Raw genomic sequence first — 26,201 nt, 5'->3', positions numbered from 1 at the left:
CAGATGGGTGAAGGGCCGTGAAGCGAGAGGAATCAGAGCCTGTTCAGAGACTCTCAGGGTTGCGAGGCGATCGCCTTTTCGACGGCCGCAATCAGCTCGGGATCGTCAGGCTTGGTCAGGCTGGAGAAACTCGCCACCACCTTGCCCTGACGGTCGACCACGTACTTGAAGAAGTTCCAGCGCGGCTGCCGGCTCTGCTCGGCCAGGCCCTTGAACAACGGGATGGCATTGGCACCGGAAACCGGCTGCGGTTCGGTCATGGCGAAGGTCACGCCGTAGTTGACATAGCAGACGGTGGCCGTCTCCTGACTATCGGCGGATTCCTGGCGGAAGTCGTCGGACGGCACGCCCAATACCTCCAATTCCTGATCCTTGTATCGTTGGTAAAGCGCTTCGAGCCCTTTGAACTGTGGGGTGAAGCCGCAAAAGCTGGCGGTATTGACCACCACCAGCGGCTTGCCCGCGTACTGACAGAGCTCGATGTTTTCACCTTTGGCGCGCAGCTTGGGCAGCTCACCCTGGAGCATGGCCGGGCAGTCTGCGGCCAGCACCGGCAACGCCAGGCTGGAGAGCAACAGGGAACAGGCAAGACGACGAACAGACATGGCAGTGACCTCAGGCGATGACGCGATTCCACCACGCTACTCGCAGGCCCAGACGCAAGCAACTAGCAGATACCGACGCCCAACTGCAGCAACGCCAGCCCACCCTGGCGCCAGCCCCACCAGGCCAGCGCCAACAGTAGACCAAGGCCCAGCGTCAGGCCGGTGATCAGCAGTACCTTGTGGCTCACGCCGGCGCACCTTGCAACCGCGCAACCGGCACCTCGCGCACTGGCCAGTTCAGCGCGGCAGCCATCACACTCAGGCCAATGGAGATCTGCCAGACCAGGTCATAGCTGCCGGTGGTGTCGTAGAGGTAGCCGCCCAGCCAGCCACCGAGGAAGGAACCGAGCTGGTGGAACAGGAAGACGATACCGCCGAGCATCGACAGGTTGCGCACGCCGAACAGGGTCGCCACGGTACCGTTGGTCAGCGGCACGGTCGACAGCCACAGCAGGCCCATGGCGATACCGAACAGGTAGGCACTCCACTGCGTCAGCGGTGCCAGCAGGAACAGCGTGATCACCACACCGCGCAGCAGATACAGCGCACTGAGCAGGCGCGGCTTGGACATGCGTCCACCGAGCCAGCCGGCGATGTAGGTGCCAAAGATATTGAACAGGCCGACCAGCGCCAGCACCGTAGTACCGGTCAACGCCGGCAGGTGGTGATCGACCAGATAGGCCGGCAGGTGCACGGCGACGAATACCACCTGAAAGCCGCAGACGAAAAAGCCCAGCGCCAGCAGCCAGAAACCGGAGTGACTGGTGGCCTCACGCAGCGCTTCGACCAGCGTCTGCTGCGGACCATTGGTCACTGGTAGTGGCGTCTCCTGGATCATCGCCGCCAGCGGAATCATCAACGCCACCAGCAGCCCCAAGGCCAACAGCGCTGCCGACCAGCCGAGCCAGCTGATCAGACCGAGCGTGCCCGGCAGCATGGCGAATTGACCGAAGGAGCCGGCCGCCGCAGCAATGCCCATGGCCATGCTGCGTTTTTCCACCGGCACGGCGCGACCGACCACGCCGAGAATCACCGAGAACGACGTGCCGGACAGACCGATACCGATCAACAGACCTGCGCTCAGTGACAACGACAGCGGCGAGTCGGCCATGCCCATGCACACCAGACCCAGCACGTAGAGCACGCCGCCGATGACGATGGCCTTGCGCGCGCCAAAACGGTCGGCCAGTGCACCGGTGATCGGCTGGGCCAGACCCCAGATCAGGTTCTGCAGGGCGATGGCGAAGGCGAACACCTCACGGCCCCAGCCAAATTCCGCACTCATCGGCGGCAGGAACAGGCCGAAGCCATGGCGCGTGCCGAGCGACAGCGCCAGGATCAGCGATGCGCCGAGCAGCAGCCAGGTGGTTGAACGCCATGCAGTTGTCATCGGTATCTCCAGCGGACGGTCGCCTGCGACCGTGTAGGCAGTGATGCGGCCTTCAGGCCAGTTCTTCGAGCAGCCTCATCAGCTCGGCACGGCGATCTGCGCCTAACCGGGCATTGAGTTCACGCTGCACCTGTTCCCACAGCGGCAGCGCCTGTTCGATGCGTTGCAGGCCGGCTTCTGTGAGCCGTACCTCGCGAGCGCGCAAATCGCGCCCTTCTCCCAGTTGCACCAGCCCCTGTTCCTCCAGCACCCGCAGGTTGCGCCCGAGCGTGCTGCGATCGAGCCCCATGGCATCGGCGAGCAGGGAAATGCTCGGTTGACCGAGCCGCTGCACATGACGCAACAGGGAAAACTGCGCAGCACCGAGCCCGACGGCCGCGAGGGCATCGTCGTAACGGCGGGTGACACCGCGGCTGGCGCGGCGCAGTTGGGTACAGAGACAGGAGGTCGGCAACATGGATACAGGTATATACCCGCATCGGCGATTGGCACTCATACAGTTGCCCACCGCCTCGCCATAACAGTTGAGATCAGAGACTCAGGGCCAGCGTCAGGAGCACGGCGCACTCGGCCAGTTCGACCAGTGCACCGGCGCTATCTCCGGTAGTGCCGCCCAGGCGTAGCAGCAACGCGCGGCGCAGCCAGACGAACAGCAGCAATGCCGTGGCCAACGCCAGCAGCCCCGCCCAGCCGAACAGCAGCATGCCCAGTAGATGCACGCCCAGCACCCAATGCAGTTGCCCCCTCGGCAGATGATCGACCAGGGCCTGACCCAGCCCGCCGGCCCGCACGTAGGGCGTGGTTGCCAGCAGCAACGGCAACAGGCTGCGCCCCAGCCAGGGCAGCAGCAACAGGTAGATGCCCTGCCCGGCCTGCAGGAGCGTGAACAACGCAGCGAACTTGAGCAGTAACAGCAGCACCAGCACCACCACCGCAATGGGGCCGCTGCGCGGGTCCTTCATGATCGTCAGAGTGCGCTCGCGATCACCGAAACCGCCGACCCAGGCATCAGCGGTATCGGCCAGGCCGTCCAGATGCAGACCGCCGCTCAACCCCACCCACAACGCCAGAATGATCGCCGCCTGCAATAACGCCGGTGTCTGCCCCAACAGCAGATGAGCGCCCCACAGCAGCAGGCCGAGCAGCAGCCCCACTAGCGGGTACCAAAGCAGCGAGCGCCCCACCTGCTCGGGGGTGGGCATGCCCGGCAGGCTGACCGGCAGACGAGTGAGGAACTGCAGGGCGATCAGCAACGCGATCATGGCAACTCCGCCAGTTGCCCATCGGCATCCAGGCTCAGACGAAAACGCTGGGCATAGCCGACGTTGACCTGCAGCAGGTCCTGGCGTGGCAGGCCACGCGCGCGCGCCAGTAGCAGGCGCATCACGCCGCCGTGGGTGATCAGCAGCAGCCGCTCTCCCGCATGGCGCTGCTGCAAGCGTCGCAAGGCAGCCAGCACACGCGCCTCGAACTGCAGCAACGGCTCGCCATTAGGCGGTGTGAACGCATAGGGATCGGCCCAGAAGCAGCCCAGCGCTTCAGCATCGCTGTCCATCAGCTGTGCAGCAGTGCGCCCTTCCCAATCACCGAAATGCAGCTCTTGCAGATCCGCCTCGTAGTGCAGCGGCAAGGCATTGGCCAGCGCGATTTCCTCGGCAAAACGCGCGCAACGCTGCAGTGGCGAGCTGATCAGGCTATCCCAGGGGCCGGCGTCCTGCACCGCTGCGCGCAGTTGCGCCCAGCCCTGCTCGGTCAGCGCATCATCCAGGCTGCCACGCAGCCCACCGCCCAGCTCGGTTTCACCGTGACGCAGCAATTCCAGATGCAGCATCAGCTCGGCCTTTCGGCGACGGCCGCTTCGGTGAAGGTCGCCATCTGGCCATGCAGGGCACAGGCCAGACGCAGCAATGGCACGGCCAGCGCGGCGCCGCTGCCCTCACCCAGACGCAAGCCCAGCTCCAATAGCGGCTCGGCCTCCAGCGCCTGCAGCACACGAACATGACCGGGCTCGGCACCGTGATGGGCGAACAGCAGCCAGTCGCGGCAGCCAGGGTTCAGGCGCACGGCGAGCAAGGCCGCAACGCTGCAGATAAAGCCATCGACCAATACCGCGATACCCTGCTGCGCGGCGGCCAGGTAGGCGCCGGTGAGCGCTGCAATCTCGAAGCCACCCAGGTGGATCAGCGCCTGCAATGGCCCGTCGATCCGCGCACAGTGCAGGGCCAACGCGGCATCGATCACCCGCGCCTTGTGCGCCACACCCGCGCCATCCAGCCCGGTGCCGGGACCTGCCAGCTCGCTCGCCGGGCAACTCAGCAGCCAGCAGGCCAGCGCTGCCGCCGCGGTGGTGTTGCCGATGCCCATCTCGCCACCGACGAACAGATCGCAACCGCTGGCGCGCGCACGCTGGATGCTGTCGCGACCGGCCTCCAGGCAGATCATCACCTGCGCCAGGGTCATCGCCGGATCACGGGCAAAGTTCTGCGTACCAGCACCGACCTGCAGATGACGCACGCCTGGCAGCGGCGGCAAGGGTTCGGCAGTACCCAGGTCGATCACCTCGAGCGCCGCATCCAACTGACGCGCGAGCACACTGATCGCCGCACCGCCAGTGACGAAGTTGGCCAGCATCTGCCCCGTCACCGCCTGCGGGTAGGCGGAAATCCCTTCGGCCACCACGCCATGGTCACCGGCAAAGATGGCGATCGACAGTGTGTCCAGGCTCGGCCGCTCGCGCCCCTGCAATGCGGCCAGATGGATCGCGAGACTCTCCAGCCGCCCCAGCGAACCCGCCGGCTTGGTCAATTGCTGCTGACGTGTCTCGGCCTTGAGCCGCGCAACATGATCGAGCGGCTGACAAGGCCCTTGCCACCATTGCAGACTCATAACGCCTCTCCCTTCAACACCATGGGCAAACCGGCGACTGTGAACAGCACGCGCTGGCTGCGCTCGGCCAGCGCCTGGTGCAGCCAGCCGGCCTCATCGACATAACGGCGGGTGAGCTCGCCCAGCGGCACCACACCCAGCCCGGTTTCGTTGCTGACCAGCAGGATTCGTCCGGGCAGTTCGTCCACGCAGCCGAGTAGCGCATCGCGTTCGGCTGCCAGCCGAGCCGGATCGTCCTGCATCAGCAGGTTGGTCAGCCACAGGGTCAGGCAGTCCACCAGCAGGCAACGACCGGGCGCGGCCTGTTCGCGCAGCACATGGGCCAGCGCCAGCGGCTCCTCGACCAGCGCCCAGTGCGGCGGGCGACGCGCGCGATGCTGAGCGACGCGCGCATTCATCTCGCCATCGAGCGGCTGGCTGGTGGCGATGTAAACGACCTCCAATCCAGACTCGTCGGCCAGCTTCTCCGCCAGCCGGCTCTTGCCGGAACGGGCACCGCCGAGGATCAATTCAAGCATGCTTCCATCCACATTCATTTCTCCCGTAGGAGCGAGCTCTGCTCGCGTACGGGACATAAAAGCTTCGCGAGCAGAGCTCGCTCCTACAGGCCGCAAAGCGCTCTGAGTTTTTCAGTATCCAGATGCAGTTCCACCTGGTCCGCCAGGCGGTCGATATCGCGCTCGCGCAACGCCTGGTAGTCCACCGTCTGCACCTCATGCAGCCCGGCCCAGCGCAACAGTGCGGCGAGCGCCGAGGGTTGCTCGAACAGGCCGTGCAGGTAGGTGCTGAGCACCTGGCCATCGGCGCTGAGACCGCCATCGCTGCGACCGTCATCGAGCTGCACGGCGCCGTTGAGACCCGGACCACGACTGACGCCGGCATGAATCTCGTAGCCGCTGACATCAGCCTGCTCCAGGCACAGCCGACCGCGGACGTTACGCAGCTGTTTTTCCGGCTCCAGCAGCGTCTCGAAATCCAGCAGGCCGAGGCCCTCGCTGCTGCCGGCAGCGCCTTCCAGACCGTGCGGGTCGTGAATCTGCCGGCCAAGCATCTGCAGGCCGCCACAAATGCCCAGCAGCTTGCCGCCGTAGCGCAGGTGGCGGGTGATGGCCGCGTCCCAGCCCTGCTCGCGCAGCCGTGCGAGATCGGCGCGCACACTCTTGGAGCCGGGCAGGATGACCAGATCGCTCGGCGGGATGGCCTGGCCCGGCCCGACGAAGGTCAGTTGCACCTGCGGGTGTAGCCTTAGCGGGTCGAAATCGGTGTGGTTGCTGATACGTGGCAACACCGGCACCACCACGCGCAGCGCCTGTGCATCCTTGGCCTGCTGCCGGGTATCGACGGCGTCTTCGGCTTCCAGGTGGAAATCCATCAGATACGGCAGTACGCCGAGCACGGGCTTGCCGGTGCGCTGCTCCAACCAGTCCAGCCCTGGTTTGAGCAGCGCGATATCACCGCGAAAGCGATTGATTACGAACCCTTGGATACGCGCCTGTTCGCTCGGGCTGAGCAGCTCCAGGGTGCCAACCAGATGGGCGAACACGCCGCCCTTGTCGATATCGGCAATCAGGATTACCGGGCAGTCCACCGCCTCGGCAAAGCCCATGTTGGCAATGTCGCCGGCGCGCAGGTTGATCTCGGCCGGCGAGCCCGCGCCCTCGACCAGCACCAGTTGATGACGCTCGAGCAAGCGGGCGTGTGACTCCAGCACAGCCGCCATGGCCACCGGCTTGTAGCCGTGATAGGTCAGCGCCTGCATGTTGCCGATGGCACGGCCGTGAATGATCACCTGGGCGCCCATGTCGCTGTTGGGCTTGAGCAGCACCGGGTTCATGTCGGTATGTGGCGCCAGGCCGGCCGCTTGCGCCTGTACCGCCTGCGCTCGACCGATCTCGCCGCCATCGGCGGTCACTGCCGAGTTGAGCGCCATGTTTTGCGGCTTGAACGGCGCCACGGAGACGCCCTGGCGCCGTACCCAGCGACACAGCGCCGTCACCAGTGTGCTCTTGCCGGCATCGGAGGTGGTGCCCTGCACCATGAGGGTGGTCATCAGGGCGTTTCCTCGAGACTGGCCAATATCGGCGCGCATTCCAGCAGCCCCTGCTCCAGTCGCAGCCAGCCAGCCTCGTCCGCCGGCAGGCCGAAGCGTAGGCTGTCCAGCTCGGCGAACAGGCGTACCAGGATGCCCCGCCGTGCCAGTAGCTCGGCGCAGGGCACGGCGCGGCGGGTGCAGCAGAACTGGAACAGCGACGAGCCACCGGTCGACGGCAAGCCACAGTCACGCAGCAGCGCCTTGAGGCGCTCGCCGTCAGCCAGCAGGCGCTCACGCTGGCGGTGCTGCCCCTCGCCATCGACCAGCAGGCTGCGCGCCACGCTGCGCGCCGGGCCACTGACGGCCCAGGGCCCGAGCAGCGCCTCCAGCTCATCCAGCAAGGCCTGTGCAGCCAGGACAAAACCCAGACGTAAACCGGCCAGACCGAAGAACTTGCCAAACGAGCGCAGCACGATCAGCCCCGGCATGTCGCTGTAGGCGGCCAGGCTGTGCTCCGGCGTGCAATCGATGAAGGCTTCGTCGACCACCAGCCAGCCGCCGCGCTCGGCCAGTTCATCGTGCCAGTCGAGCAAGCGCGCCGGCTCGATCAGGCGGCCGGTCGGATTGTTGGGGTTGACCACCAGCAGTACATCCACTTGCGGCAGCGCGCGATGCACCGAACCCTCGCTCAACTTGATCACCCGATGCCCCTCGCGGCGCCAGGCGGCAGCGTGCTCGGCATAGGTCGGTGCGAGGATACCCACGCTGCTGTGCGCGCGCAGACGTGGCAGGGCCTGGATCGCCGCCTGCGAGCCGGCTACCGGCAGCAGGCTGACGGCGCCGTAATAATCGCGCGCCGCCTGCTCCAGGCCGTCGTCCGATTCAGGCAGGCGCGCCCAGGCAGAGCCCGGTACCGCCGGCAGGTCCCAGCCGTAGGGTGCGACCCCGGTGGACAGATCCAGCCAGTCCTCCAGTGGGATGCCATAGCGCTGCGCCGCTGCGCGCAGACGACCTCCATGTTCAAGCACCCAACACCTCCCAGACGATCAGGCATAACAGCCACAAGCCAACCCCGGCGATAACCCTGTTCATCGCCCGTTCGATATCCCGCGCCCGCGGCGGTGGGCCTTCGCCCAGTTGTGGGCGTTCATGCACCTCGCCGTGATACTCCGCCGCACCGCCCAGACTAACGCCCAGGCTTCCGGCACCAGCGGCCATCACCGGGCCAGCATTGGGACTGTCCCACAAGGGCGCCTGCCGGCGCCAGCAGCGCATGGCCAGGGCAGTACGCCCAAGCAGCGCATAGGTCAGCGCCACCAGGCGCGCCGGGATGTAATTGAGCACGTCATCGATCTTCGCCGCGGCCCAGCCAAAACGCTCGAAGCGTTCGTTGCGATAGCCCCACATGGCATCGAGCGTGTTGCTCAGGCGGTACAGGACTACGCCCGGCGCGCCAGCGACGATGAACCAGAACAAGGCGGCGAACACTGCGTCGGAGCCGTTTTCCAGCACCGATTCGGTGCCGGCACGGGCCACCCCGGTTGCGTCCAGCTCGGCGGTATTGCGGCTGACCATCCAGCCGACGCGCTCGCGCGCCAGGGCTAGGTCACCCAGACGCAGCGCACGGGCCACCGGCTGCGCGTGCTCATACAGGCTGCGCAGACCAAGGGCGAAGTACAGGGCGAAGATCTCCACCGCCCAGCCAAGCGAGGTCAGGTGCACCAACAGCCAGGTGAGCAGGGTCAGGGGCAGCACCGCCAGGCACCAGGCCGTTACGCCATGGCTGCGCCAGCCGCCACCAGCCGGGTTGAAGCGCTGCTCCAGGCGCCCCGCCAGGCGACCGAAGGCCACCAGCGGATGCGCGCGTCTGGGCTCGCCCAGCACGGCGTCCAGCGCCACGCCGACGCAGGTGATCAGCGCCAGGCTCATCGTTCACTCACCAGATGATCCCCATCGATTCTCGAACAACAATTCCGATAGCGGTCGGGGCGTGGCCCAACCCTCCTCCACCAGCATCGGTTTGTCGTAAAAGGCCTGAACCGGCCCCAGGCACAGCAGCGCTACCGGCTTGCTGCCCGCCGGCATGCCCAACAATGCCGCCAGTGCCTCGGGGTCGAACAACGATACCCAACCGAGCCCGAGCCCTTCGGCCCGCGCAGCCAGCCACAGATTCTGAATGGCGCAGGCCACCGAGGCCATATCCATTTCCGGCAGGGTGCGTCGTCCAAAGACATGTGCGTCGCGTCCTTCCATCAGCGCCACCGCCAGTAGCTCGGCGCAGTCGCGAATACCTTCGACCTTCAGCCGCATGAACTCGTCACTGCGCTCGCCGAGGGCCTCGGCAGTGTGCACCCGCTCGGCCTCCACCAGCTCATGAATGGACTCACGCAGTTGCCGGTCACTGACGCGCACAAAGCGCCAAGGCTGCATCAGGCCAACGCTCGGCGCGTGGTGGGCGGCTTCGAGCAGCCGAGCCAGGACCTCGGCTGGCACCTCGCCGCCGCTGAAATGACGCATATCGCGGCGCTCGGCGATGGCGCGATACACCGCCGCGCGCTCCTGATGGCTGAAGGCATGCTCGCTCATGGGCGTAACAGCGCAGCGGCCGCCTCCGGGTTTGACGGTAGGTAGAAGTGGATATAGCTGGCCGTGAGTCGCCCCAGGCGATAAACCGCCTCAGCCACCGGCTTGCCGTTCGGGCAGCGGCCGAACGCCAGAGGCTGCAAGGGGCTTTCCAGCCGCGAGTGGTGGTAACTGTGGCCACGTAGCTCGCCTTCGGGCAGCGTCACCTGCTGCAAGGCCAGGGCGGTCAGCCGTGGCTGCAAGGCCGCGCTGCCCGCCAGCAGGCCGAGCATGCGCCCGCTGGCACCTTGCTTGTCGCGCAGTTCATCGAGCAGATAGAGCATGCCGCCACATTCGGCGAGCAAGGGCTTGCCGGCCTGATAATGAGCACGAATCGCCGCGGCCATCAGCTGGTTACCTTCCAGCTCGGCAAGGTACAGCTCCGGATATCCGCCAGGCAGATAGAGGCTGTCCACCTTTGGCAGCTCGCGATCAGTGAGCGGCGAGAAGTAATGCAACTCGGCGCCCAGTGCCTGCAGCAGATCGAGATTGGCCTGATAAAGGAAGGCGAACGCCGCATCGCGCGCCACGCCGATACGTACGCCAGCCAACAGCGGCGCCAGTTCATCGACCTGCGGCGCAGCGAAGCTCACCGCAGGCGGCAGGTCGACGTTGGCACTGGCCGCCAGCGCATCGGCCGCGGCGTCCAGACGTGCGTCCAGATCGGCCAACTCACCGGCCTGCACCAGCCCCAGATGGCGGCTGGGCAGCTCCACCGCAGCGCTACGCGGCAACGCGCCAAACCAGCGAATGCTCGCTGGCAGCGCATCACGCAGAATCTCGCCATGCCGCGTGCTGGCGACACGGTTGCCGAGCACGCCGGCAAAGGGCAAGTCCGGCTGGAAGGTGGCAAGCCCGTGGGCCAGGGCGCCGAAGGTCTGCGCCATGGCCGCACCGTCGATCACGCCCAGCACCGGCACGCCGAAGTGGCGGGCCAGGTCGGCCGCCGAGGGCTTGCCGTCGAACAGGCCCATCACCCCTTCGATCAGGATCAGATCGGCCTCGCCGGCCGCCTGCCACAGCAGGCGACGGCTCTCTGCTTCGCCGACCATGGCCAGGTCGAGCTGGTACACCGGCGCGCCGCTGGCACGCGCATGGATCATCGGATCGAGAAAGTCCGGGCCGCACTTGAACACCCGCACCCGCCGACCCTGGCGCGTATGCAGACGTGCCAGCGCAGCGGTGACAGTGGTCTTACCCTGGCCGGACGCCGGCGCAGCGATCAGCAGCGCTGGACAATGACGTGCGCCCATCAGAATTCGATGCCCTTCTGTGCTTTTACTCCGGACTTGAACGCATGCTTGACCAGGCTCATTTCAGTGACGGTGTCAGCCGCCTCGATCATCCCAGGCAACGCACCGCGCCCCGTCACCACCACGTGCTGCAACAGCGGCCGGGCTTCGATATCAGCCAGCACCGTGTCCAGTTCGAGGTAGCCATGCTTGAGGGCGATGTTCAGCTCATCCAGCACCACCAGGCCGACCGACTCATCGCTGAGCAGATGCCGTGCCACCGCCCAGGCTTGCTGCGCCTTGGCGATATCACGTTGGCGATCCTGGGTTTCCCAGGTGAAGCCTTCGCCCATCACGTGATAGCTGACTTCCTCGGGAAAACGGCGGAAGAAGGTTTCTTCACCGGTGCTGGCCGCGCCCTTGATGAACTGCACCACGCCGACCTTGATGCCATGGCCAAGGGCGCGCGCGACCATGCCGAAGGCGCTGCTGCTCTTGCCCTTGCCATTGCCGCTGTGCACCAGCAGCAGGCCGTATTCGTCCTGGGCCTGGGCGATCTTTTCGTCGATCAGGGCTTTCTTGCGTTGCATGCGCGCCTTGTGGCGGGCGTCGCGCTCGGCGGTCTCACTCATGCTGTGCTCCTGCACGTCAGGCACCCGCGCCGCCTGTTCATCGAACAGTACGAACGGCAATGAGGAAGAAGATCGCGATGATCCGCACGCACTCATCCAGGCGCCAATGGCTGGTCAGGCGAGCGGAAGACGAAACAACACGAACGCCCCCGGTAGAACCGGAGCGTTGGCCGGACAGCGCCCTCCGCGATGCCGTGAAACTGCGACAGGCCGGTCTCCGGGCTTGTGAGCGAACCATGGGTTCGACGCCGCGCCTTCCCGTGCATAGCACAGTGGCTTCGAGCAGCGTTTGACTCACCTACCGTTGCGGGGGCAGCGCCGGCATTGGAACCGGCTTCCCTGTTTCACCCCATGGCCGCCATTCACGGCAACGCGGGGCACCTGAAGCAAGGCGCGCAGGGTAGAGGCTGGCAGCCCTGCCCGTCAACGCCACTCAGTGCCTGGGCATGAACCCGGGCGGTTTGCTCGCCAACCAGTCGACGAACGTTCGCAAACGCTCGTCGCTCAGTAGTGCCTCGCGGCTGTTGTAGGTCAGCGCCAGCTCCTTTTCACTGAAAAGACGATGAATCTGGTTATGGCAGGCGCGGCAGACCCACAGCGTGGCGGTGATACGTTCATGACGAGGGTAGCGCTTCTGCACATAAGCCTTGTCGTGCAGCGCCTTGGGAATCAGGTGATGCCGGGTCAATGCGACGGGGCGCGCGCACAGCTGGCAGACCTCAGGCTGAGGCGGCAGGCGAATGAGATCGACCATGGACAGTAAATCAGGGATTACGCGCGAGCTCTGGGGTGATGACCCGCTTGGCATCGAGATAGACGCCCTGCCAGTAACCGCTGGTGAGGCTGTCCAGGCGCACGGTACCACCGGTGGAGGGGGCATGGACGAAGCGGCCATCACCGACATAGATCCCGGCATGACTGACGGCGCGGCCACCATTGGTGGCAAAGAACACCAGGTCACCACTTTTCAGGGCGTCGCGACGGACATCAGGGGTGCGCATGGTGCTCAGCTCACGCGTCGAACGCGGCAGACTGATACCGGCAGCATCGCGATAAACGTAGCCGATCAGGCCACTGCAGTCGAAACCACCTTCGGGGGTATTGCCACCATAGCGATACGGCGTACCGACCAGACCGAGGGCACGGAACAGCACGTCTTCAGCGCCGCCCTGATAAGACGACGAAGTGGCTGGAGGGGTGTAACTGGGCTGGGGAGAAGGAGCGCGACTGCTGCAGGCACTCAGCAGCAGAACGAGAGCGATGAGGGCAACACGGGTCGTGACGGGCATAAGCGAGGCGATCCTGAGCCTGAATGCGCTCTACTCTGCCCGAGACACGACGAACGGCGCAACCCTGGAGTTACGCCGTGATACATCAGTTATGGCGCTTGGCGGCGACCTGCTCTTCCACCGGAGCCAACGCCAGGACGCGCTTGGCCTGCAGATAACTGCGGTTCCAGTAGCTGTCGTCGAGGCTGTCGATGCGCACACCACCGCTGCGGCTGCTGCTGGAGTGGATGAACTGATCATCACCCAGATAGATGCCGGCGTGACTGACGCGACCACGACCACGATCATTGAACAGGATCAGATCGCCCGGCTCCAGATCGGCGCGCGCCACCTTCGGCGCATCGAGGTTGATCAGCTCACGCGTGGAACGTGGCAGTTCCAGGCCGACTTCCTCGCGGAACAGGTAGCCAACGAAACCGCTGCAATCGAAACCGGATTGCACCGAGGTGCCACCGTAGCGATAGCGAGTGCCGATCAGCGAACGCCCGAGATCGAGCAGGCTGTCTGCCAGCTGCGGCATTTCATAGGGTTTGTCGTCGATCAGCGCGGTGATTTCATCGTCGGCAGGTTCAACCTGCTGAGAGAGCGGGCGAGCAACTGGCTCGGCCGCAGCATCGCCTGTCTGCGGTTGCGGCGAGTGGCCGGCGCAGGCAGCGAGCAAGACTGTGAGTGCAAGAGGCACGAGGGGTGCGAAGCGTTTTAGCATGGGCACGACCGTGTCGGTTGAATTTACAAGTCGGCGACTATGCCTTCTACAAGGCCCATTTGCAAATTCTATCGTTAGAAATGTGACCCAGTAGTTTCGCCGCGCCATCTAAAGCGCCCGACCATGCCTGCAGCCGGGCGATTCAGGCGCTAGCCGAGAATCTCGCTCAAGGGAATGAAACGCAGCATATCCCCTTCGGTCAGCGTGCTGCCCTCCATCACCTCGGCCAACCCTTCGGCCCAGGCGGCGCTGCGCAAAACGCCGGAACTCTGGTTGGCATAGGGCACCACGCGCCCTTGCTCCAGACGCGCGCGCAGGTACTCACGGCGCATACCCGGCTTCCCCCAGGTAAAACCTGCCGGCACCGCGAAGCCCAGTGGTTCGACCCGCTGCACACCAAGACGACGCAGCATGTAAGGACGCGCCAGCAGTCCGAAGGTGACCAGTGTCGAGGCCGGGTTGCCTGGCAAACCTATTACCGGAACGCCCTGGTAGTGGCCGAAGGTCAGCGGTTTACCTGGCTTGATCGCCAATTTCCACAGCGCCAGTTCGCCCGCCTCGCGCAGGGCTATGCCGAGAAAATCCGCCTCCCCCACCGAAACGCCACCGGTGGAGAGAATCAGATCGACCTTGTCCAGAGCGCCCAGCGCTTCGCGGGTGCGCTGCAGGTCATCAGGCAATATGCCCGCATCCACCACGCTGCAACCCAGCCGCTGCAACCAGGCAATCAGCAGACGCCGATTGCTGTTGTAGATCTGCCCCGCCCCAAGCGCCTGCCCCGGCTCGACCAGCTCATCACCGGTGGACAGCACAGCAACGCGCAGGCGCCGACGCACCGACAGCCGTGCAGCCCCAAGAGAGGCTGCCAGCCCCAGTTCGATTGGTCCCAGGCGGGTACCGGCCGGCAGCACGCATTCGCCGCTGCGGGTTTCCTGACCTTGAGCCCGTACGTTCTGCCCGACGTTCAGCGGCTCGCGGAAATGCACGCGCCCTGCCTCATCCAGCTCAACGTTTTCCTGCATCTCGACGGTGTCGGCACCTTCCGGTAGCGGCGCACCAGTGAAGATGCGCGCGCAGGTTCCGGGCTCCAGCGGTGTGGGCGCGGTGCCCGCCTGAATGCGCTGGCTGACCGGCAACGCCTGGCCATTGCAATCGGCCAGGCGCAGGGCGTAACCGTCCATGGCGCTGTTGGCCCAAGGCGGCAGATCCAGCGCCGCAATCAGCGGCTCGGCCAGCACACGACCATCAGCCTCGGCCAGCACGACCTGCTCGATCTGCTCGATTGGCGCCGCATCCGCCAGAGCCAGCAGGCGCTCCAGCGCCGCCTCCATGGGCAGCAGACCGGGGTGGTCGCAACCACTCATCCGCGTGTCTCGCAGGCGCCCACCTGCTTCAGATGCGGCACGAAGTTGCAGGGACGATGCCGTGCATCCAGTTGTTCGCCGAGGATGCCGTCCCAGGCGGTACGACAGGCATTGGTCGAACCCGGCAGGCAGCACACCAGCGTGCCGTTGGCAAGACCGGCCAGCGCACGCGACTGGATGGTGGACGTGCCGATATCGGCCACGGAGATCTGCCGGAACAGCTCGCCAAAACCGTCGACCTGTTTGTCCAGCAAGCAGGCGACCGCTTCCGGCGTACTGTCACGCCCAGTGAAACCGGTACCGCCAGTGATCACCACCACCTGAACCTGATCCTCGGCAATCCAGGTCGCCACCTGGGCGCGGATCTTGTAGAGGTCATCCTTGAGCAGAACGCGAGCGGCCAGTTGGTGCCCGGCGGCGGTCAGACGGTCGACCAGCAGTTGACCCGAGGTGTCGGTCTCCAGCGTGCGCGTGTCGCTGACGGTCAGCACGGCAATATTCAGCGGTACAAAAACCGCGTCGGCCTTATGGTTCATGGCAGGCATCCAATTGGGAGAGAATGGGCGCTGTTATATCACACAGCCTGCCTTCGGAGACTGCACACATGCCCGCATTCAACGCCCGCCTTACCTGCTCGGTGCTACTGCTTTCCGGTGGCCGAGGCCTGCGCATGGGCGGCCGCGACAAGGGCCTGCTGGAGTGGCGCGGTCGACCACTGATCGCGTGGTTGCATGATCTGACCAGACCGTTGAGCGACGACCTGATCATCTCCTGCAACCGCAACACGGAGCACTATGCACGCTACGCCGACCAACTGGTCGCAGATCAGGATCAGGACTTTCAGGGGCCGCTGGCGGGTATCCGCGCCGGCATGGCTGCGGCACGCCACGAGCAAATGCTGGTGCTGCCCTGTGACGCACCTCTGGTGGACCGCGCACTGATCGAGTCACTGCTTGCCCACGCAGGGAGCCGGCCGGTGGTGATCCGCCAGGGCAACTACTGGCAGCCACTGTTCTGCCTATTGCCCACGGGGCTCAGAGACGACCTGGAACACGCCTGGCAATCCGGTGAACGCAGCCCGCAACGCTGGTTCGGCAACCTGGCCCCCATCGCCGTCGACTGCACGCTGGAAGATGCCCGCCTGGCCAACCTGAACACACCGGAAACGCTCGCGAACGGCATATCGCCTTGCTGAAGCGAGAAGCCCTGCGCGGAACTCATACGGTAGTTTCACGTCTGAGCGAGGGTATAGCACCTCTTTAGCACCCAAGGAGACAGACCATGACCAAACGGATAATCCCCGCCCTGCTGATGGCAATCGGCTTCACTGTGCTGGCCGGCTGCTCCACGCCGTCGGTGATCACCCTGAATGACGGGCGTGAAATACAGACGGTAGACAAACCCAAGTTCGATGAAGAATCCGGCTTCTACGAATTCGAGCAACTCGACGGCAAGCGCGCCACGATCAACAAGGATCAGGTGCAGACCGTCAAGGAACTCTGAAGCGAGAGCCCAAGGCACCGCTGAAGGACAATGGGGCACGCCCCGGCCGCAGAAAGGGATGACCGGCCTGATGATTTTTTCAGGCTAACCCCTTGTGCGGTAAAAGTTTTTCGGTAGAATACGGCTCATTCGGAGTGTAGCGCAGCTTGGTAGCGCGTCTCGTTCGGGACGAGAAGGTCGCAGGTTCGAATCCTGTCTCTCCGACCAAATCAAAAACCCGCCTTAATCGGCGGGTTTTTTATTGCCTTCGCTTTGTCGGTAGCGCCTTTCAGCTCAGAAAAGCCACCACCTGCTCGGCATCGAATGGCCAGTTCAGCTCGCTTCCACTGTCGCAGCGGCGCAGCACCGGAATGCGCAGACCGTACTGCTCGACCATCCCTTCGTGCTCGGCGATATCGATCAACTCGACCAGCAGCCCATTCTCGACGAATGGCATGAGCAGCGCCTCGGCCACCTCGCAAAGATGGCAGCCCAGGGTTCCGAAAAGTTGGCATTCAGGCGTCATGAGCGCACCTCACTATCAGCAAGGTGTGCAGTTTAGCATCGGCCTGAATCAGCTCGCGTCAGCTCCCTTGTTGCCCGCCTGACCGGCAAGCAGCGACTGCAAGCCGTCGAGCAGGCTGCGGTTGAGGCTGTCGGCCTTTTCCAGGCGCGGCAGATCGAAGCGCTCGTCGAGCGAGAAGCCACCCTTGAGCAGCTCCTTGAGCATGCCGCCAGCGTCCTGGGCCAGATCACCGGCACTGCGCAGTGCATCGAGCAGGCCCTGAGCATATTCCTGCAGCCCGGCATTGACCGCACTGGCGCCCTGCCCAGCCACGGCGCCATAGGCATCGGTGGCCTGGCGCACGCTGGTCTGCGTCAGGCGCAGCGACATCGAAGCCAGTTGCTCACCGTCCATATCCAGCGCCATGGCACGGTCGAAGGCACCTGCCAGATCACCAGCGTAGAACTTGTCGGAGAGATCCTGCACCTGACTGAAAAGCTTCTCCAACGCTTTAATCTCGTCGTCGTCCAGCTCACCCTCGACATCCACCTGCCAGCCACCGATGCGCAGGCTGCCAGACTGATTACTGCCCACCACAGTGGTGGCCTTACCGTCGCTGGAAGCGGCGAAACTGCTCTGCGACCAGCTGGCCGAGGCCTGCGCCACGGAAATGCGCAGGCGATCACCATCGCGGGTCGTGACGGACAGGTCGAAGGTCTCCGCCAACGCGCTGAAACGCTCGCTGTAACCGGCCACCGCAACATTGTCCGAGGCACCCGGGGCAGCGCTGCCGAAGCGTTTGTCGAGATCGCCGAAGCCATCCTGAATACGCTTGTAGGTATCGTCTATATCGCTGGCCACCTGCCCCTTGAGCACGCCCATGCCATCGAGAATCTTGCGCGCCTCGGCAAAGCCCTTCTCGACTCCATCACGCGCCTGGGACAGCAGCTTGTCCAACTTGGCCGGATCAGCGCCAGCAGCGGCCTCGCTCTGCAGACGCTGCTCGATGAAGCCCAAAATCCGCCCCGCCACTTTCTCCGGGGTGTATTCATCACGTGACCCAGACAGCGAGCCCGGCGGCACACCGAGCTTCTCGGCGAGGCGATTGGCCAAGGTGGCCTGGGCATCGGCGGCATTACTGCGCGCCGCCAAAGCCTGGCTGGCTTGCGCAGTGCGGGAAGCGGCGGAATTCAGTGAGCTCAGAGGATTCATGACTGGGTACCCAAACAGGTTATCTGCCGAACTTAACGGCCGTTGAAAGGCAAGCTTTAACCTTTATCGACCAACGGTTGTCGATTTTTCTCAGCTCGTTTGTGCTCCGGCGAGATTTTCCCGATCGATGGCCAAACCCAGAAAAACCCTGACAACCGCGATCTAGAGGCCGCCCTCACCTACGCTCCAACCGCGCTCAAAGCCCCGCGAGACTAAAGTCTTACAGTCGACTCGCTATCGAGATGCTTTATTTCATCGCGCCGTAACTGGCCGGTCACATCGTGGCCGACCTGCTAATAACAACGAGGAGACAACAATAATGAGTAAAACTCCCCTCGCCCGCGCCGTGGCCCTCGCCACGCTGGGCGCCAGCCTGACCTTGCCGAGCCTGGCACAGGCTGACTTCATCGGCGACAGCAAAGCGACGCTGGAGCTGCGCAATTTCTATATGAATCGCGACCTGCGCGACACGACGGCTGCCCAGCAGTCCAAACGCGAGGAATGGGCGCAGGGCTTCATCCTCAAGGCTGAGTCCGGCTTCACCGAAGGCACCGTTGGTTTTGGCCTGGACGCCTATGCCGGCCTGGGCCTGAAGCTCGACTCGTCTGATGAACGCGCCGGCACCGGCCTGCTGCCAAACGCTTTCGGCAACGAGGGGCCGGACGAATATTCCGAGCTCAGCGGCGCGGTCAAGGCACGCATTTCCAAGACCGTCGGCAAGGTCGGCGGGCTGATGCCCAAGCTGCCCATCGTCTCCTCCGGCGACTCGCGCCTGCTACCGCAGGTGTTCACCGGCGGCATGATCACCTCGCAGGAAATCGACGGTCTGACGCTCAATGGCGGCCAACTGCGTGAAGTCAATCAACGCGCGTCCACCGACAGGGTGGATATCACCGCCACCAACGTCGGCGGCGAAAGCGACCGCTACAACTTCGCCGGCGGCGACTACAAGTTCAATGGCGGCAACACCACGGTCGGTGTGTGGTACGGCGAGCTGGAAGATATCTATGATCAGAAGCTGTACAACCTGATCCACGTGCAGCCGATCGGCGACTGGAAGCTGGGCGCCAACCTGGCCTACTTCGACTCCCAGGACAACGGCCGCAAACTCGGCGGCAAGCTGGATAACGACCTGACCTCGGTCAACCTCTGGGCCGGCATTGGTGCGCACACCTTCCGCGTGGGTTATCAGAAGGTCGGTGGCGACAATGCCTTCCCCTTCCTGACCGAGACCGATCCCTACATCGTCAACTACATCCAGATTCTCGACTTCACCCGCAAGGACGAGAAATCCTGGCAGGCACGTTATGACGTCAACTTCGCCAGCTATGGCATTCCGGGCCTGACGGCATTCGTCCGCTACGTGACCGGTGACGGCTTCGACGGCGTGGGTGGCGCAAGCGGCAAGGAATGGGAACGCGACGTGGATATCAGCTATATCATCCAGGAAGGCCCACTGAAGAACCTCGGCGTGCGCTGGCGTAACGCAATGGTGCGCTCCAATGCGAGCATCGGTGATCTGGACGAAAACCGCCTGATCGTCAGCTACACCATCCCCCTGATGTAAACACTCCAGCCACACGAAAACGCCGCAACGCCTGTACCGGGTTGCGGCGTTTTTTATCTGTCTGGAAAACAGTCGGAGTCATTTCTCGACTAGGCTCTGGCGAGCGCGGAGGAAAACTCGATGGACGACTACCAACCCCTGGCCTGCGATCTCTACGACTACCTGGAGATCGCCTGCATGCATCACTATCAGCTGGACATCGAACTGGTCGACGGTTCTCACCTGCTGGGCCAGGCCCTGACCACGGAAACCACGGCGAGCAAGGAAGAGTTTCTGCTGGTGCGTACCACCGATGGCGAGCAGCGCCTGCGCATGGATCGCCTGCTGGCGATCACCCCACAGGATGAAGGCGCCAGCTTTGGCCGGGTGCTATTGAGCGGCAATCGCTGCTGAACGCGACGCTCCGACCAGTAGGGTGCGCCATGCGCACCGGCGGCAATCGCACTAAATCTGCGGTGCGCGCAGCGCACCCTACGCAAACGTGAAGTAACGCTGCATTACCACATCAGATCATCGGGAATCTGATAGGCCGCGTAGGGATCATCGGCATCCGGCTCTTCGACGTGGGTGTTGAGCAGGACGATGCGCGAGGCATCACGTTCTTGAATCTTCAGCGCAGCCTCGCGCGGAATGATCTCGTAACCACCACCATGACGGACGATGGCCAGCCAGCCGTTGGACAGCTTGTTGCGCACCATGGTGTTGACCGGCAAGCGCTTGACCTTCTTGTCGTCGACGAAGTTGTAGTAGTCCTCGCCGTCGAGCTTGGGCAGGCGTGAACGCTCAATCAGTTGCTTGACCTGCGCCGCGCGGGCTTTCTGCTCGGCCTTTTCCTGCTGCTGACGATTCAGCTCCTGATCACGTGCGGCCTTTTCGGCTTGCGCCTGCAGTGCGGCCTGGCGTGTGCTGTCATCCAGTTCGGCCTGGCCTTTTTGCACCAGACGCTTCTGCTTTTGCTGTTGCTTGCCAGCCTGCTTGGCCTGTTTTTCATTGACCAGGCCGGCTTTGAGCAGCTGGTCGCGCAGGGAAAGACCCATGACTAAAGATCCCGAACATGATTCAGTTGCGGCAGCGACACAGATTCGCGCTGCCAGTCCAAGGCGCCCAGCATAAGGGCTAAGCAGCGGCGGCTCCAGCCCGAAAGCCAAGCCGCAACCCGAATGCAATCCGAGCGGCATCCATCAACAGCCAGGCGCCTGCTTCTCCAGCTTCTTGGCCTCGCCCCACAGGGCATCCAGTTCCTCCAGCGAGCAAGCGTCCATGCTGCGCCCGGCTTCACGCACGCTTTGTTCGATAAAGCGAAAGCGCTGCTCGAACTTGCCGTTGGCCGCGCGCAATGCCGCTTCCGGGTCGACCTTCAAGTGGCGCGCCAGGTTGGTGACGACAAACAGCAGGTCGCCGATCTCCTCGGCAACCGCCTCGGCGTCGTTCTCGCTCATGGCTTCGAGCACTTCATCCAGCTCTTCGCGCACCTTGTCCACCACCGGCAGTGCCTCGGGCCAGTCGAAACCGACCTGGGCCGCACGCTTCTGCAGCTTGGCCGCACGTGAGAGTGCAGGCAGCGCAGCCGGCACGTCATCGAGCAAAGAAAGCTGCTCGGGGGCAGCAGCCTTCTCCGCGCGCTCCTGCGCCTTGAGTTCTTCCCAGCGTTGCTTGACCGCAGCCTCCTCCAGCTTCGCCGCATCCGGCGCACCGTACAGATCGCCGTCGGGAAACACGTGCGGGTGGCGACGAATCAACTTGCTGGTGATGCCATCGACCACCCGGGCGAAGTCGAAACGCCCCTCCTCCTGCGCCAGCTGGCTGTAATAGACCACCTGGAACAACAGGTCGCCGAGCTCACCCGGCAGATGCTCGAAGTCGCCACGCTCGATGGCGTCGGCGACCTCGTAAGCCTCCTCCAGGGTGTAGGGCACGATGGTCGCGTAGCTTTGTTTCAGATCCCACGGGCAGCCATGTTGCGGGTCACGCAGACGCGCCATCAGGTGCAGCAGGTCGTCGAGTCGATACATGAAAGCTCTCGCTAGGATACGCGGTGGCGACGCGCCTCGATGATATTGGGCAACTGACCGATACGCGCCAGCAGACGGCCAAGGGCATCGAGCCCGGGAATCTCCACGGTGATCGACATGGAGGCGGTGTTGTCCTCCTTGTTCGAACGCGTGTTGACCGCCAGCACGTTGAGCTTCTCGTTGAGCAGCACCTGGGTCACGTCACGCAGCAGACCGGAACGGTCGTAGGCCTTGATGACGATTTCCACCGGGTAGGTCTGCACCGGTACCGGCCCCCAGCTCACCTGGATCATCCGCTCCGGCTCGCGCGCAGTCTGCTGCAACGCCGTTGGGCAGTCCTGACGGTGAATGGTGACGCCACGGCCGAGGGTGATGTAACCGACGATCGGATCGCCCGGCAGCGGCTGGCAACAGCCGGCCATCTGTGTCAGCAGGTTGCCGACGCCCTGGATCTGTATATCGCCACGCTTGCCCGGTTTGAAGCCCTGCGCCTTGCGCGGGATCAGTTCCAGTTGCTCGTTGCTACGCTCCGGCTCGAGCAGTTGCTGGGCCAGGTTGACCGCATGGGCCAGGCGCACGTCGCCAGCGCCCAGGGCCGCGAACAGGTCCTCGGCGGTTTTCAGGTTGGCCTTCTCGGCCAGCTTGTCGAAGTCCGCGCCAACCAGGGCCAGGCGCGCCAGCTCGCGTTCGAGCAACTGCTTGCCGGCGGCGACGTTCTGGTCGCGATCCTGCAGCTTGAACCAGTGGACGATCTTGGCCCGCGCACGACTGGTAGTGACGTAGCCCAGATTGGGGTTGAGCCAGTCACGACTGGGCGTACCCTGCTTGCTGGTGATGATCTCCACCTGCTCACCGGTCTGCAGGCTGTAGGTCAGCGGCACGATGCGCCCGTTGATCTTGGCGCCGCGGCAGTTGTGACCGATCTCGGTGTGCACGCGGTAGGCGAAGTCCAGCGGCGTGGCGCCCTTGGGCAGGTCGATGGCATGACCGTCGGGGGTGAAGACGTAAACCCGATCCGGCTCGATATCGACGCGCAGCTGCTCGGCCAGACCGCCGATATCGCCAAGCTCCTCGTGCCACTCGATGACCTGACGCAGCCAGGAAATCTTCTCTTCGTAGTGGTTGGAGCCGGACTTGACGTCGGTGCCCTTGTAGCGCCAGTGCGCGCACACGCCCAGCTCGGCCTCTTCGTGCATGGCGTGGGTGCGAATCTGCACCTCCAGTACCTTGCCCTCCGGCCCGAGCACGGCGGTGTGCAGCGAGCGATAGCCGTTTTCCTTGGGGTTGGCGATGTAGTCGTCGAACTCCTTGGGAATGTGCCGCCACAGGGTGTGCACGATACCCAGGGTGGTGTAGCAGTCGCGCACCTCCGGCACCAGCACGCGCACCGCACGCACGTCGTAGATCTGGCTGAACTGCAGACCCTTGCGCTGCATCTTGCGCCAGATCGAATAGATGTGTTTCGCCCGGCCGCTGATGTCGGCCTTGATGCCGGTGGCCTCCAGTTCCTGACGCAGATGGGCCATGGCGTCGTTGATGTACTGCTCGCGATCGAGACGACGCTCGTGCAGCAGCTTGGCGATCTGCTTGTACTGCTCAGGTTCCAGGTAGCGGAAGGACAGGTCTTCCAGCTCCCACTTGATGTGGCCGATACCAAGGCGGTGAGCCAGCGGCGCGTAGATGTCGAACACCTCGCGCGCCACGCGCTGACGCTTCTCTTCGTCGGCTTCCTTGACTGCGCGAATGGCGCAGGTACGCTCGGCCAGTTTGATCAGCGCCACGCGCACGTCATCGACCATGGCCACCAGCATCTTGCGCAGGTTCTCGACCTGCGTCTGCGAGCCGACCACCACCGATTCACGCGGATTGATACTGGCGCTGATCGCCGCCATGCGCAGCACACCTTCGATCAGCTTGGCCACCACCGGACCGAAGCGCTGGTGCACCGCAGCCAGGGTGATCTTGCCTTCACGTACGCCGCGATAAATGATCGCCGCGACCAGCGAATCCTGATCGAGCTTGAGATCGGCGAGGATTTCTGCGATGTCGAGGCCGGCACGGAATGTAGATGCGTCCTCGCTCCAGTGATGCGGTGTGGTGTTGGCCTGCTGCTCCAGATCACGGGCGAACTCGCAGGCTTCTTGCAATGCCTGACGATCCAGCGCCGGATCGACGCGAGTAACATGCTCCAACCAGGCCTCGAGATTGATGCTGCCGTCATCGTTGACTGGCTGATGCGCTCTCACCTGAACCATCGTCTTACCTTCCCTACGGCGCGCATAGGTCGCACCGAGCAGTCGCCGGCCTTCTCTGAGCCGGTCGGATTAACTGAAAGAATGCGCATCCTGCACATCCCTGCGGTACCGAACGTACCGCTTTGGCCCAAGACCTAAGTCTCGGGTTTCTCGAATAGAGCCATCGCCTCGACATGCGCCGTCTGCGCGAACATGTCGAGAATCCCGGCACGGCGCAGGCGATAGCCCTGCTGCACCAGCTCGGCCGCATCGCGCGCCAGGGTCGTCGGGTTGCAGGAGACGTAGACCAGGCGCCGCGCGCCCAACTCACTCATCCCACGCACCACCTGCAACGCGCCATCGCGTGGCGGGTCGAGCAGCACCGCGGTAAAACCGCCACGCGCCCAGGCCTCGGAGGCCAGCGGGTTGGACAGATCGGCACGAAAAAAGTGCGCATTGTCCAAGCCATTGTTATGCGCGTTACCAGCGGCCCGCTGCACCATCGCCTCGACACCTTCCACCGCTACTACCTCAGCAGCCTGACGCGCCAGCGGCAGGGCGAAATTGCCCAGGCCGCAGAACAGATCCAGCACCCGCTCACCAGGTTGCACTGCCAACCAGTCTAGCGCCTGAGCGACCATCGCCTCGTTGACCAGACCATTGACCTGCACAAAATCGCCAGGCCGATAAGCCAGTCGCAGGTGCCAGCGTTGCAACTCAAAGCCCAGCTCGGCGCTCTGCTCATCCGGCTGCGGTTGTCCTTCACCCTGTAGCCACAGCTGCGCACTATGCTCGCCGCAGAATGCCCGCAGGCGGCTCAGATCAGCCTCCGCCAACGCTGCTGTGTGCCGCAGCAGCAACGCTTCGGCAGTACCACTGAACAGTTCCACGTGCCCGACTGCCTGCGGTTTTTCCAGGCTGCGCAACAACGCCGGCAACGCGCGGAAAATAGGCTGCAAAGGCTGTACCAGCACCGGACACTCATCGATGGCGACAATGTCCTGGCTGGCCTCTGCGCGAAAGCCGACCTGCAGCTGACGCGCCTTGGCGTCCCAGCGCACGGCGATACGCGCGCGGCGGCGGTAGCCGAATTCAGGACCGGCTAGCGGCGCGGCCCACTCATCCGGCTGCACACCGCACAGACGTGACAGCTGCTCGGCCAGCGTGCGCTGTTTCAGGGCCAACTGATCGGCATGGGGCATGTGCTGCAGGTTGCAACCGCCACAGCGGTCGGCGTGCATGCAGGGCGCCTCACGGCGCTCGCTGCTGGCGATGAAGATGCGCTCGGCGCGCGCCTCGACGGTCTGGCTGCGGGCGCTGAGCACCCGCGCTTCGACCTGCTCGCCGGCCAGAGCGCCACTGACGAACCAGGTGCGCCCGCCTTCGAAGGCGATGCCGCGACCGTCACCGGCCAGGCGCTCGATGGCGAGCTTCTGCTTCTTGCCGACTGGAACCTGCGCCGCACGGCTGCCGCCGCTGGGCTGAAAGCGCAGGTTGGAACTGCGTCTGGCCATCAGTGCGCCGGTTCTTCGTAAACGCCGGTGGACAGGTAACGGTCGCCACGGTCGCAGATGATCGCCACCAGCACCGCGTTCTCCACCTGTTGCGACAGGCGCAGCATGCCGGCCACCGAACCGCCGGACGAAACACCGCAGAAGATGCCCTCTTCCCGCGCCAGGCGCCGCATGACGTGCTCGGCCTCGGCCTGGCCCATGTCCATCACCTGATCGACACGTTCGGCCTGATAGATCTTCGGCAGGTACTCCTGCGGCCAGCGACGGATGCCGGGGATGGCCGAGCCTTCCTGCGGCTGCAGACCGACGATCTGGATCGCCGGGTTCTGCTCCTTGAGGTAGCGCGAAGTGCCCATGATGGTGCCGGTGGTGCCCATGGAGCTGATGAAGTGGGTGATGGTTCCGCCGGTCTGGCGCCAGATTTCCGGGCCGGTGCCGCTGTAATGCGCCTCGGGGTTGTCACCGTTGGCGAACTGGTCAAGCACCTTGCCGCGCCCCTCGGCCTGCAGCCGCTCGGCCAGATCACGGGCGCCCTCCATGCCCTCCTCTTTGCTGACCAGGATCAGCTCGGCACCATAGGCGGTCATCGCCCACTTGCGCTCGGCGGTGGAGTTGTCCGGCATGATCAGGATCATCTTGTAGCCCTTGATCGCCGCCGCCATCGCCAGGGCAATGCCGGTATTGCCGCTGGTGGCTTCGATCAGGGTATCGCCAGGCTGGATATCGCCACGCAGCTCGGCGCGGTTGATCATCGACAGTGCCGGACGATCCTTGACCGAACCGGCCGGGTTGTTACCTTCCAGCTTGACCAGCAGGGTGTTGCTGGTTTCACCGCCCAGGCGTTGCAGGCGTACCAGGGGGGTATTGCCGATGCAGTCGGCAATGGTGGGGAATTGCAGGGTCATGGGTCGCTCGAA

The 26,201-nt window shown here is 64.2% G+C and carries 30 protein-coding genes, 1 tRNA gene and 1 riboswitch; of the genes, 5 read left to right on the top strand and 26 right to left on the bottom strand.

Features of this window, described 5'->3' with window-relative positions; all coding sequences use genetic code 11:
- Positions 1–53: 53 nt before the first annotated feature.
- The 19 genes from JWV26_RS19645 to moaB all read right to left on the bottom strand — a co-directional run bounded on the left by JWV26_RS19645 (position 54) and on the right by moaB (position 15,294).
- The gene (locus tag JWV26_RS19645) at positions 54–605 is read right to left on the bottom strand and encodes a glutathione peroxidase (protein WP_206417611.1); all 552 of its coding nucleotides are present in this window, start codon (positions 603–605) and stop codon (positions 54–56) included.
- A 62-nt stretch (positions 606–667) separates the two neighbouring features.
- Complete coding sequence (locus JWV26_RS24560; RefSeq protein ID WP_274521347.1) at positions 668–793, bottom strand: hypothetical protein; 126 nt, start codon at positions 791–793, stop codon at positions 668–670.
- A complete protein-coding gene (locus JWV26_RS19640; protein WP_206417610.1) occupies positions 790–1,995 on the bottom strand; it encodes an MFS transporter in 1,206 nt (401 codons plus the stop codon). Before JWV26_RS19640 ends, JWV26_RS24560 begins: the two co-directional genes overlap by 4 nt.
- Positions 1,996–2,047: 52 nt before the next feature.
- Positions 2,048–2,452, bottom strand: coding sequence for a MarR family winged helix-turn-helix transcriptional regulator (locus tag JWV26_RS19635; RefSeq protein WP_074858922.1), 405 nt, complete (start codon positions 2,450–2,452; stop codon positions 2,048–2,050).
- Positions 2,453–2,525: 73 nt separating this feature from the next.
- Complete coding sequence (locus tag JWV26_RS19630) at positions 2,526–3,257, bottom strand: adenosylcobinamide-GDP ribazoletransferase (RefSeq protein WP_206417609.1); 732 nt, start codon at positions 3,255–3,257, stop codon at positions 2,526–2,528.
- Positions 3,254–3,826, bottom strand: coding sequence for an alpha-ribazole phosphatase family protein (gene cobC, locus JWV26_RS19625; RefSeq protein WP_074914276.1), 573 nt, complete (start codon positions 3,824–3,826; stop codon positions 3,254–3,256). The genes JWV26_RS19630 and cobC overlap by 4 nt, the downstream gene beginning before the upstream one ends.
- A complete protein-coding gene (gene cobT, locus JWV26_RS19620) occupies positions 3,826–4,881 on the bottom strand; it encodes a nicotinate-nucleotide--dimethylbenzimidazole phosphoribosyltransferase (RefSeq protein ID WP_093049581.1) in 1,056 nt (351 codons plus the stop codon). The genes cobC and cobT overlap by 1 nt, the downstream gene beginning before the upstream one ends.
- Positions 4,878–5,399, bottom strand: a complete 522-nt coding sequence (gene cobU / locus JWV26_RS19615) for a bifunctional adenosylcobinamide kinase/adenosylcobinamide-phosphate guanylyltransferase (protein WP_074914271.1) — start codon at positions 5,397–5,399, stop codon at positions 4,878–4,880. Before cobU ends, cobT begins: the two co-directional genes overlap by 4 nt.
- An 83-nt stretch (positions 5,400–5,482) precedes the next feature.
- Entirely contained in the window at positions 5,483–6,931 is a 1,449-nt protein-coding gene (locus JWV26_RS19610) for a cobyric acid synthase (RefSeq protein WP_074914269.1), read from the bottom strand.
- Positions 6,931–7,941, bottom strand: coding sequence for a threonine-phosphate decarboxylase CobD (gene cobD, locus JWV26_RS19605; RefSeq protein ID WP_079784053.1), 1,011 nt, complete (start codon positions 7,939–7,941; stop codon positions 6,931–6,933). Before cobD ends, JWV26_RS19610 begins: the two co-directional genes overlap by 1 nt.
- Positions 7,934–8,842 carry an adenosylcobinamide-phosphate synthase CbiB gene (gene cbiB, locus JWV26_RS19600; protein ID WP_206417608.1) on the bottom strand — a complete coding sequence of 303 codons (909 nt, stop codon included), beginning with the start codon at positions 8,840–8,842 and terminating at the stop codon, positions 7,934–7,936. The genes cobD and cbiB overlap by 8 nt, the downstream gene beginning before the upstream one ends.
- Before the next feature lie 3 nt (positions 8,843–8,845).
- Positions 8,846–9,499, bottom strand: a complete 654-nt coding sequence (gene bluB / locus JWV26_RS19595; RefSeq protein ID WP_206417607.1) for a 5,6-dimethylbenzimidazole synthase — start codon at positions 9,497–9,499, stop codon at positions 8,846–8,848.
- Positions 9,496–10,788: a cobyrinic acid a,c-diamide synthase CobB gene (locus JWV26_RS19590; protein WP_206417606.1), complete on the bottom strand. Its 1,293-nt coding sequence runs from the start codon at positions 10,786–10,788 to the stop codon at positions 9,496–9,498. Before JWV26_RS19590 ends, bluB begins: the two co-directional genes overlap by 4 nt.
- Positions 10,788–11,399 (bottom strand): cob(I)yrinic acid a,c-diamide adenosyltransferase, encoded by a 612-nt coding sequence (gene cobO, locus JWV26_RS19585; protein WP_045733356.1) that lies wholly within the window; start codon positions 11,397–11,399, stop codon positions 10,788–10,790. The genes JWV26_RS19590 and cobO overlap by 1 nt, the downstream gene beginning before the upstream one ends.
- A 191-nt stretch (positions 11,400–11,590) precedes the next feature.
- A riboswitch (cobalamin riboswitch) is annotated at positions 11,591–11,799 on the bottom strand.
- Positions 11,800–11,832: 33 nt separating this feature from the next.
- On the bottom strand, positions 11,833–12,153 hold the full coding sequence (locus JWV26_RS19580) for a hypothetical protein (protein ID WP_206417605.1): 321 nt from the start codon (positions 12,151–12,153) through the stop codon (positions 11,833–11,835).
- A 10-nt stretch (positions 12,154–12,163) separates the two neighbouring features.
- Positions 12,164–12,688 carry a C40 family peptidase gene (locus JWV26_RS19575; RefSeq protein WP_206417604.1) on the bottom strand — a complete coding sequence of 175 codons (525 nt, stop codon included), beginning with the start codon at positions 12,686–12,688 and terminating at the stop codon, positions 12,164–12,166.
- 85 nt (positions 12,689–12,773) lie between these two features.
- Entirely contained in the window at positions 12,774–13,394 is a 621-nt protein-coding gene (locus JWV26_RS19570) for a C40 family peptidase (RefSeq protein ID WP_206417603.1), read from the bottom strand.
- A gap of 149 nt (positions 13,395–13,543) precedes the next feature.
- Positions 13,544–14,758: a molybdopterin molybdotransferase MoeA gene (locus tag JWV26_RS19565; RefSeq protein WP_206417602.1), complete on the bottom strand. Its 1,215-nt coding sequence runs from the start codon at positions 14,756–14,758 to the stop codon at positions 13,544–13,546.
- Positions 14,755–15,294 (bottom strand): molybdenum cofactor biosynthesis protein B, encoded by a 540-nt coding sequence (moaB, locus tag JWV26_RS19560; RefSeq protein WP_045732987.1) that lies wholly within the window; start codon positions 15,292–15,294, stop codon positions 14,755–14,757. Before moaB ends, JWV26_RS19565 begins: the two co-directional genes overlap by 4 nt.
- A 68-nt stretch (positions 15,295–15,362) precedes the next feature.
- Between moaB and mobA the strand changes: the two genes are divergently transcribed.
- The 3 genes from mobA to JWV26_RS19545 all read left to right on the top strand — a co-directional run bounded on the left by mobA (position 15,363) and on the right by JWV26_RS19545 (position 16,468).
- The gene (gene mobA, locus JWV26_RS19555) at positions 15,363–15,953 is read left to right on the top strand and encodes a molybdenum cofactor guanylyltransferase MobA (protein WP_072424610.1); all 591 of its coding nucleotides are present in this window, start codon (positions 15,363–15,365) and stop codon (positions 15,951–15,953) included.
- An 86-nt stretch (positions 15,954–16,039) separates the two neighbouring features.
- Positions 16,040–16,261 (top strand): YgdI/YgdR family lipoprotein, encoded by a 222-nt coding sequence (locus tag JWV26_RS19550; protein WP_017677476.1) that lies wholly within the window; start codon positions 16,040–16,042, stop codon positions 16,259–16,261.
- A gap of 130 nt (positions 16,262–16,391) precedes the next feature.
- A tRNA-Pro gene (locus tag JWV26_RS19545) sits at positions 16,392–16,468 on the top strand.
- Between the two features lie 61 nt (positions 16,469–16,529).
- Here JWV26_RS19545 and JWV26_RS19540 read toward each other — a convergent pair.
- Both JWV26_RS19540 and JWV26_RS19535 read right to left on the bottom strand, forming a co-directional pair.
- Positions 16,530–16,766, bottom strand: a complete 237-nt coding sequence (locus JWV26_RS19540; protein WP_003461739.1) for a glutaredoxin family protein — start codon at positions 16,764–16,766, stop codon at positions 16,530–16,532.
- A 48-nt stretch (positions 16,767–16,814) separates the two neighbouring features.
- Positions 16,815–17,957 (bottom strand): DUF5610 domain-containing protein, encoded by a 1,143-nt coding sequence (locus JWV26_RS19535; RefSeq protein WP_196456233.1) that lies wholly within the window; start codon positions 17,955–17,957, stop codon positions 16,815–16,817.
- A 319-nt stretch (positions 17,958–18,276) separates the two neighbouring features.
- Here JWV26_RS19535 and JWV26_RS19530 point away from each other — a divergent pair, with 319 nt between their 5' ends.
- Together JWV26_RS19530 and JWV26_RS19525 are read left to right on the top strand one after the other, a co-directional pair.
- Complete coding sequence (locus tag JWV26_RS19530) at positions 18,277–19,524, top strand: OprD family porin (RefSeq protein ID WP_072424607.1); 1,248 nt, start codon at positions 18,277–18,279, stop codon at positions 19,522–19,524.
- Between the two features lie 120 nt (positions 19,525–19,644).
- A complete protein-coding gene (locus JWV26_RS19525; RefSeq protein WP_079784061.1) occupies positions 19,645–19,917 on the top strand; it encodes a Rho-binding antiterminator in 273 nt (90 codons plus the stop codon).
- 104 nt (positions 19,918–20,021) lie between these two features.
- Here JWV26_RS19525 and JWV26_RS19520 read toward each other — a convergent pair whose 3' ends face one another.
- The 5 genes from JWV26_RS19520 to cysM form a co-directional block, all read right to left on the bottom strand.
- On the bottom strand, positions 20,022–20,561 hold the full coding sequence (locus JWV26_RS19520) for a DUF2058 domain-containing protein (protein ID WP_017677480.1): 540 nt from the start codon (positions 20,559–20,561) through the stop codon (positions 20,022–20,024).
- Positions 20,562–20,705: 144 nt separating this feature from the next.
- Positions 20,706–21,536, bottom strand: a complete 831-nt coding sequence (gene mazG / locus JWV26_RS19515; RefSeq protein ID WP_206417601.1) for a nucleoside triphosphate pyrophosphohydrolase — start codon at positions 21,534–21,536, stop codon at positions 20,706–20,708.
- Between the two features lie 11 nt (positions 21,537–21,547).
- On the bottom strand, positions 21,548–23,791 hold the full coding sequence (gene relA / locus JWV26_RS19510; RefSeq protein ID WP_021490068.1) for a GTP diphosphokinase: 2,244 nt from the start codon (positions 23,789–23,791) through the stop codon (positions 21,548–21,550).
- A gap of 134 nt (positions 23,792–23,925) precedes the next feature.
- Complete coding sequence (gene rlmD / locus JWV26_RS19505) at positions 23,926–25,284, bottom strand: 23S rRNA (uracil(1939)-C(5))-methyltransferase RlmD (RefSeq protein ID WP_196456225.1); 1,359 nt, start codon at positions 25,282–25,284, stop codon at positions 23,926–23,928.
- Positions 25,284–26,189: a cysteine synthase CysM gene (cysM, locus tag JWV26_RS19500; RefSeq protein ID WP_017677484.1), complete on the bottom strand. Its 906-nt coding sequence runs from the start codon at positions 26,187–26,189 to the stop codon at positions 25,284–25,286. Before cysM ends, rlmD begins: the two co-directional genes overlap by 1 nt.
- Positions 26,190–26,201 lie beyond the last annotated feature (12 nt).

The organism is Ectopseudomonas toyotomiensis (genome assembly GCF_017167985.1).
Classification (GTDB): Bacteria; Pseudomonadota; Gammaproteobacteria; order Pseudomonadales; family Pseudomonadaceae; genus Aquipseudomonas; species Aquipseudomonas toyotomiensis.
Note: the sequence above shows the minus strand (reverse complement) of the source record. Positions and strands in the feature narration are given on the sequence as shown.

Coding starts and splice junctions, on each gene's coding strand:
- JWV26_RS19645 (WP_206417611.1), bottom strand. CDS start 605: ATGTCTGTTCGTCGTCTTGCCTGTTCCCTGTTGCTCTCCAGCCTGGCG.
- JWV26_RS19640 (WP_206417610.1), bottom strand. CDS start 1,995: ATGACAACTGCATGGCGTTCAACCACCTGGCTGCTGCTCGGCGCATCG.
- JWV26_RS19635 (WP_074858922.1), bottom strand. CDS start 2,452: ATGTTGCCGACCTCCTGTCTCTGTACCCAACTGCGCCGCGCCAGCCGC.
- JWV26_RS19630 (WP_206417609.1), bottom strand. CDS start 3,257: ATGATCGCGTTGCTGATCGCCCTGCAGTTCCTCACTCGTCTGCCGGTC.
- cobC (WP_074914276.1), bottom strand. CDS start 3,826: ATGCTGCATCTGGAATTGCTGCGTCACGGTGAAACCGAGCTGGGCGGT.
- cobT (WP_093049581.1), bottom strand. CDS start 4,881: ATGAGTCTGCAATGGTGGCAAGGGCCTTGTCAGCCGCTCGATCATGTT.
- cobU (WP_074914271.1), bottom strand. CDS start 5,399: ATGCTTGAATTGATCCTCGGCGGTGCCCGTTCCGGCAAGAGCCGGCTG.
- JWV26_RS19610 (WP_074914269.1), bottom strand. CDS start 6,931: ATGACCACCCTCATGGTGCAGGGCACCACCTCCGATGCCGGCAAGAGC.
- cbiB (WP_206417608.1), bottom strand. CDS start 8,842: ATGAGCCTGGCGCTGATCACCTGCGTCGGCGTGGCGCTGGACGCCGTG.
- bluB (WP_206417607.1), bottom strand. CDS start 9,499: ATGAGCGAGCATGCCTTCAGCCATCAGGAGCGCGCGGCGGTGTATCGC.
- JWV26_RS19590 (WP_206417606.1), bottom strand. CDS start 10,788: ATGGGCGCACGTCATTGTCCAGCGCTGCTGATCGCTGCGCCGGCGTCC.
- cobO (WP_045733356.1), bottom strand. CDS start 11,399: ATGAGTGAGACCGCCGAGCGCGACGCCCGCCACAAGGCGCGCATGCAA.
- JWV26_RS19580 (WP_206417605.1), bottom strand. CDS start 12,153: ATGGTCGATCTCATTCGCCTGCCGCCTCAGCCTGAGGTCTGCCAGCTG.
- JWV26_RS19575 (WP_206417604.1), bottom strand. CDS start 12,688: ATGCCCGTCACGACCCGTGTTGCCCTCATCGCTCTCGTTCTGCTGCTG.
- JWV26_RS19570 (WP_206417603.1), bottom strand. CDS start 13,394: ATGCTAAAACGCTTCGCACCCCTCGTGCCTCTTGCACTCACAGTCTTG.
- JWV26_RS19565 (WP_206417602.1), bottom strand. CDS start 14,758: ATGAGTGGTTGCGACCACCCCGGTCTGCTGCCCATGGAGGCGGCGCTG.
- moaB (WP_045732987.1), bottom strand. CDS start 15,294: ATGAACCATAAGGCCGACGCGGTTTTTGTACCGCTGAATATTGCCGTG.
- mobA (WP_072424610.1), top strand. CDS start 15,363: ATGCCCGCATTCAACGCCCGCCTTACCTGCTCGGTGCTACTGCTTTCC.
- JWV26_RS19550 (WP_017677476.1), top strand. CDS start 16,040: ATGACCAAACGGATAATCCCCGCCCTGCTGATGGCAATCGGCTTCACT.
- JWV26_RS19540 (WP_003461739.1), bottom strand. CDS start 16,766: ATGACGCCTGAATGCCAACTTTTCGGAACCCTGGGCTGCCATCTTTGC.
- JWV26_RS19535 (WP_196456233.1), bottom strand. CDS start 17,957: ATGAATCCTCTGAGCTCACTGAATTCCGCCGCTTCCCGCACTGCGCAA.
- JWV26_RS19530 (WP_072424607.1), top strand. CDS start 18,277: ATGAGTAAAACTCCCCTCGCCCGCGCCGTGGCCCTCGCCACGCTGGGC.
- JWV26_RS19525 (WP_079784061.1), top strand. CDS start 19,645: ATGGACGACTACCAACCCCTGGCCTGCGATCTCTACGACTACCTGGAG.
- JWV26_RS19520 (WP_017677480.1), bottom strand. CDS start 20,561: ATGGGTCTTTCCCTGCGCGACCAGCTGCTCAAAGCCGGCCTGGTCAAT.
- mazG (WP_206417601.1), bottom strand. CDS start 21,536: ATGTATCGACTCGACGACCTGCTGCACCTGATGGCGCGTCTGCGTGAC.
- relA (WP_021490068.1), bottom strand. CDS start 23,791: ATGGTTCAGGTGAGAGCGCATCAGCCAGTCAACGATGACGGCAGCATC.
- rlmD (WP_196456225.1), bottom strand. CDS start 25,284: ATGGCCAGACGCAGTTCCAACCTGCGCTTTCAGCCCAGCGGCGGCAGC.
- cysM (WP_017677484.1), bottom strand. CDS start 26,189: ATGACCCTGCAATTCCCCACCATTGCCGACTGCATCGGCAATACCCCC.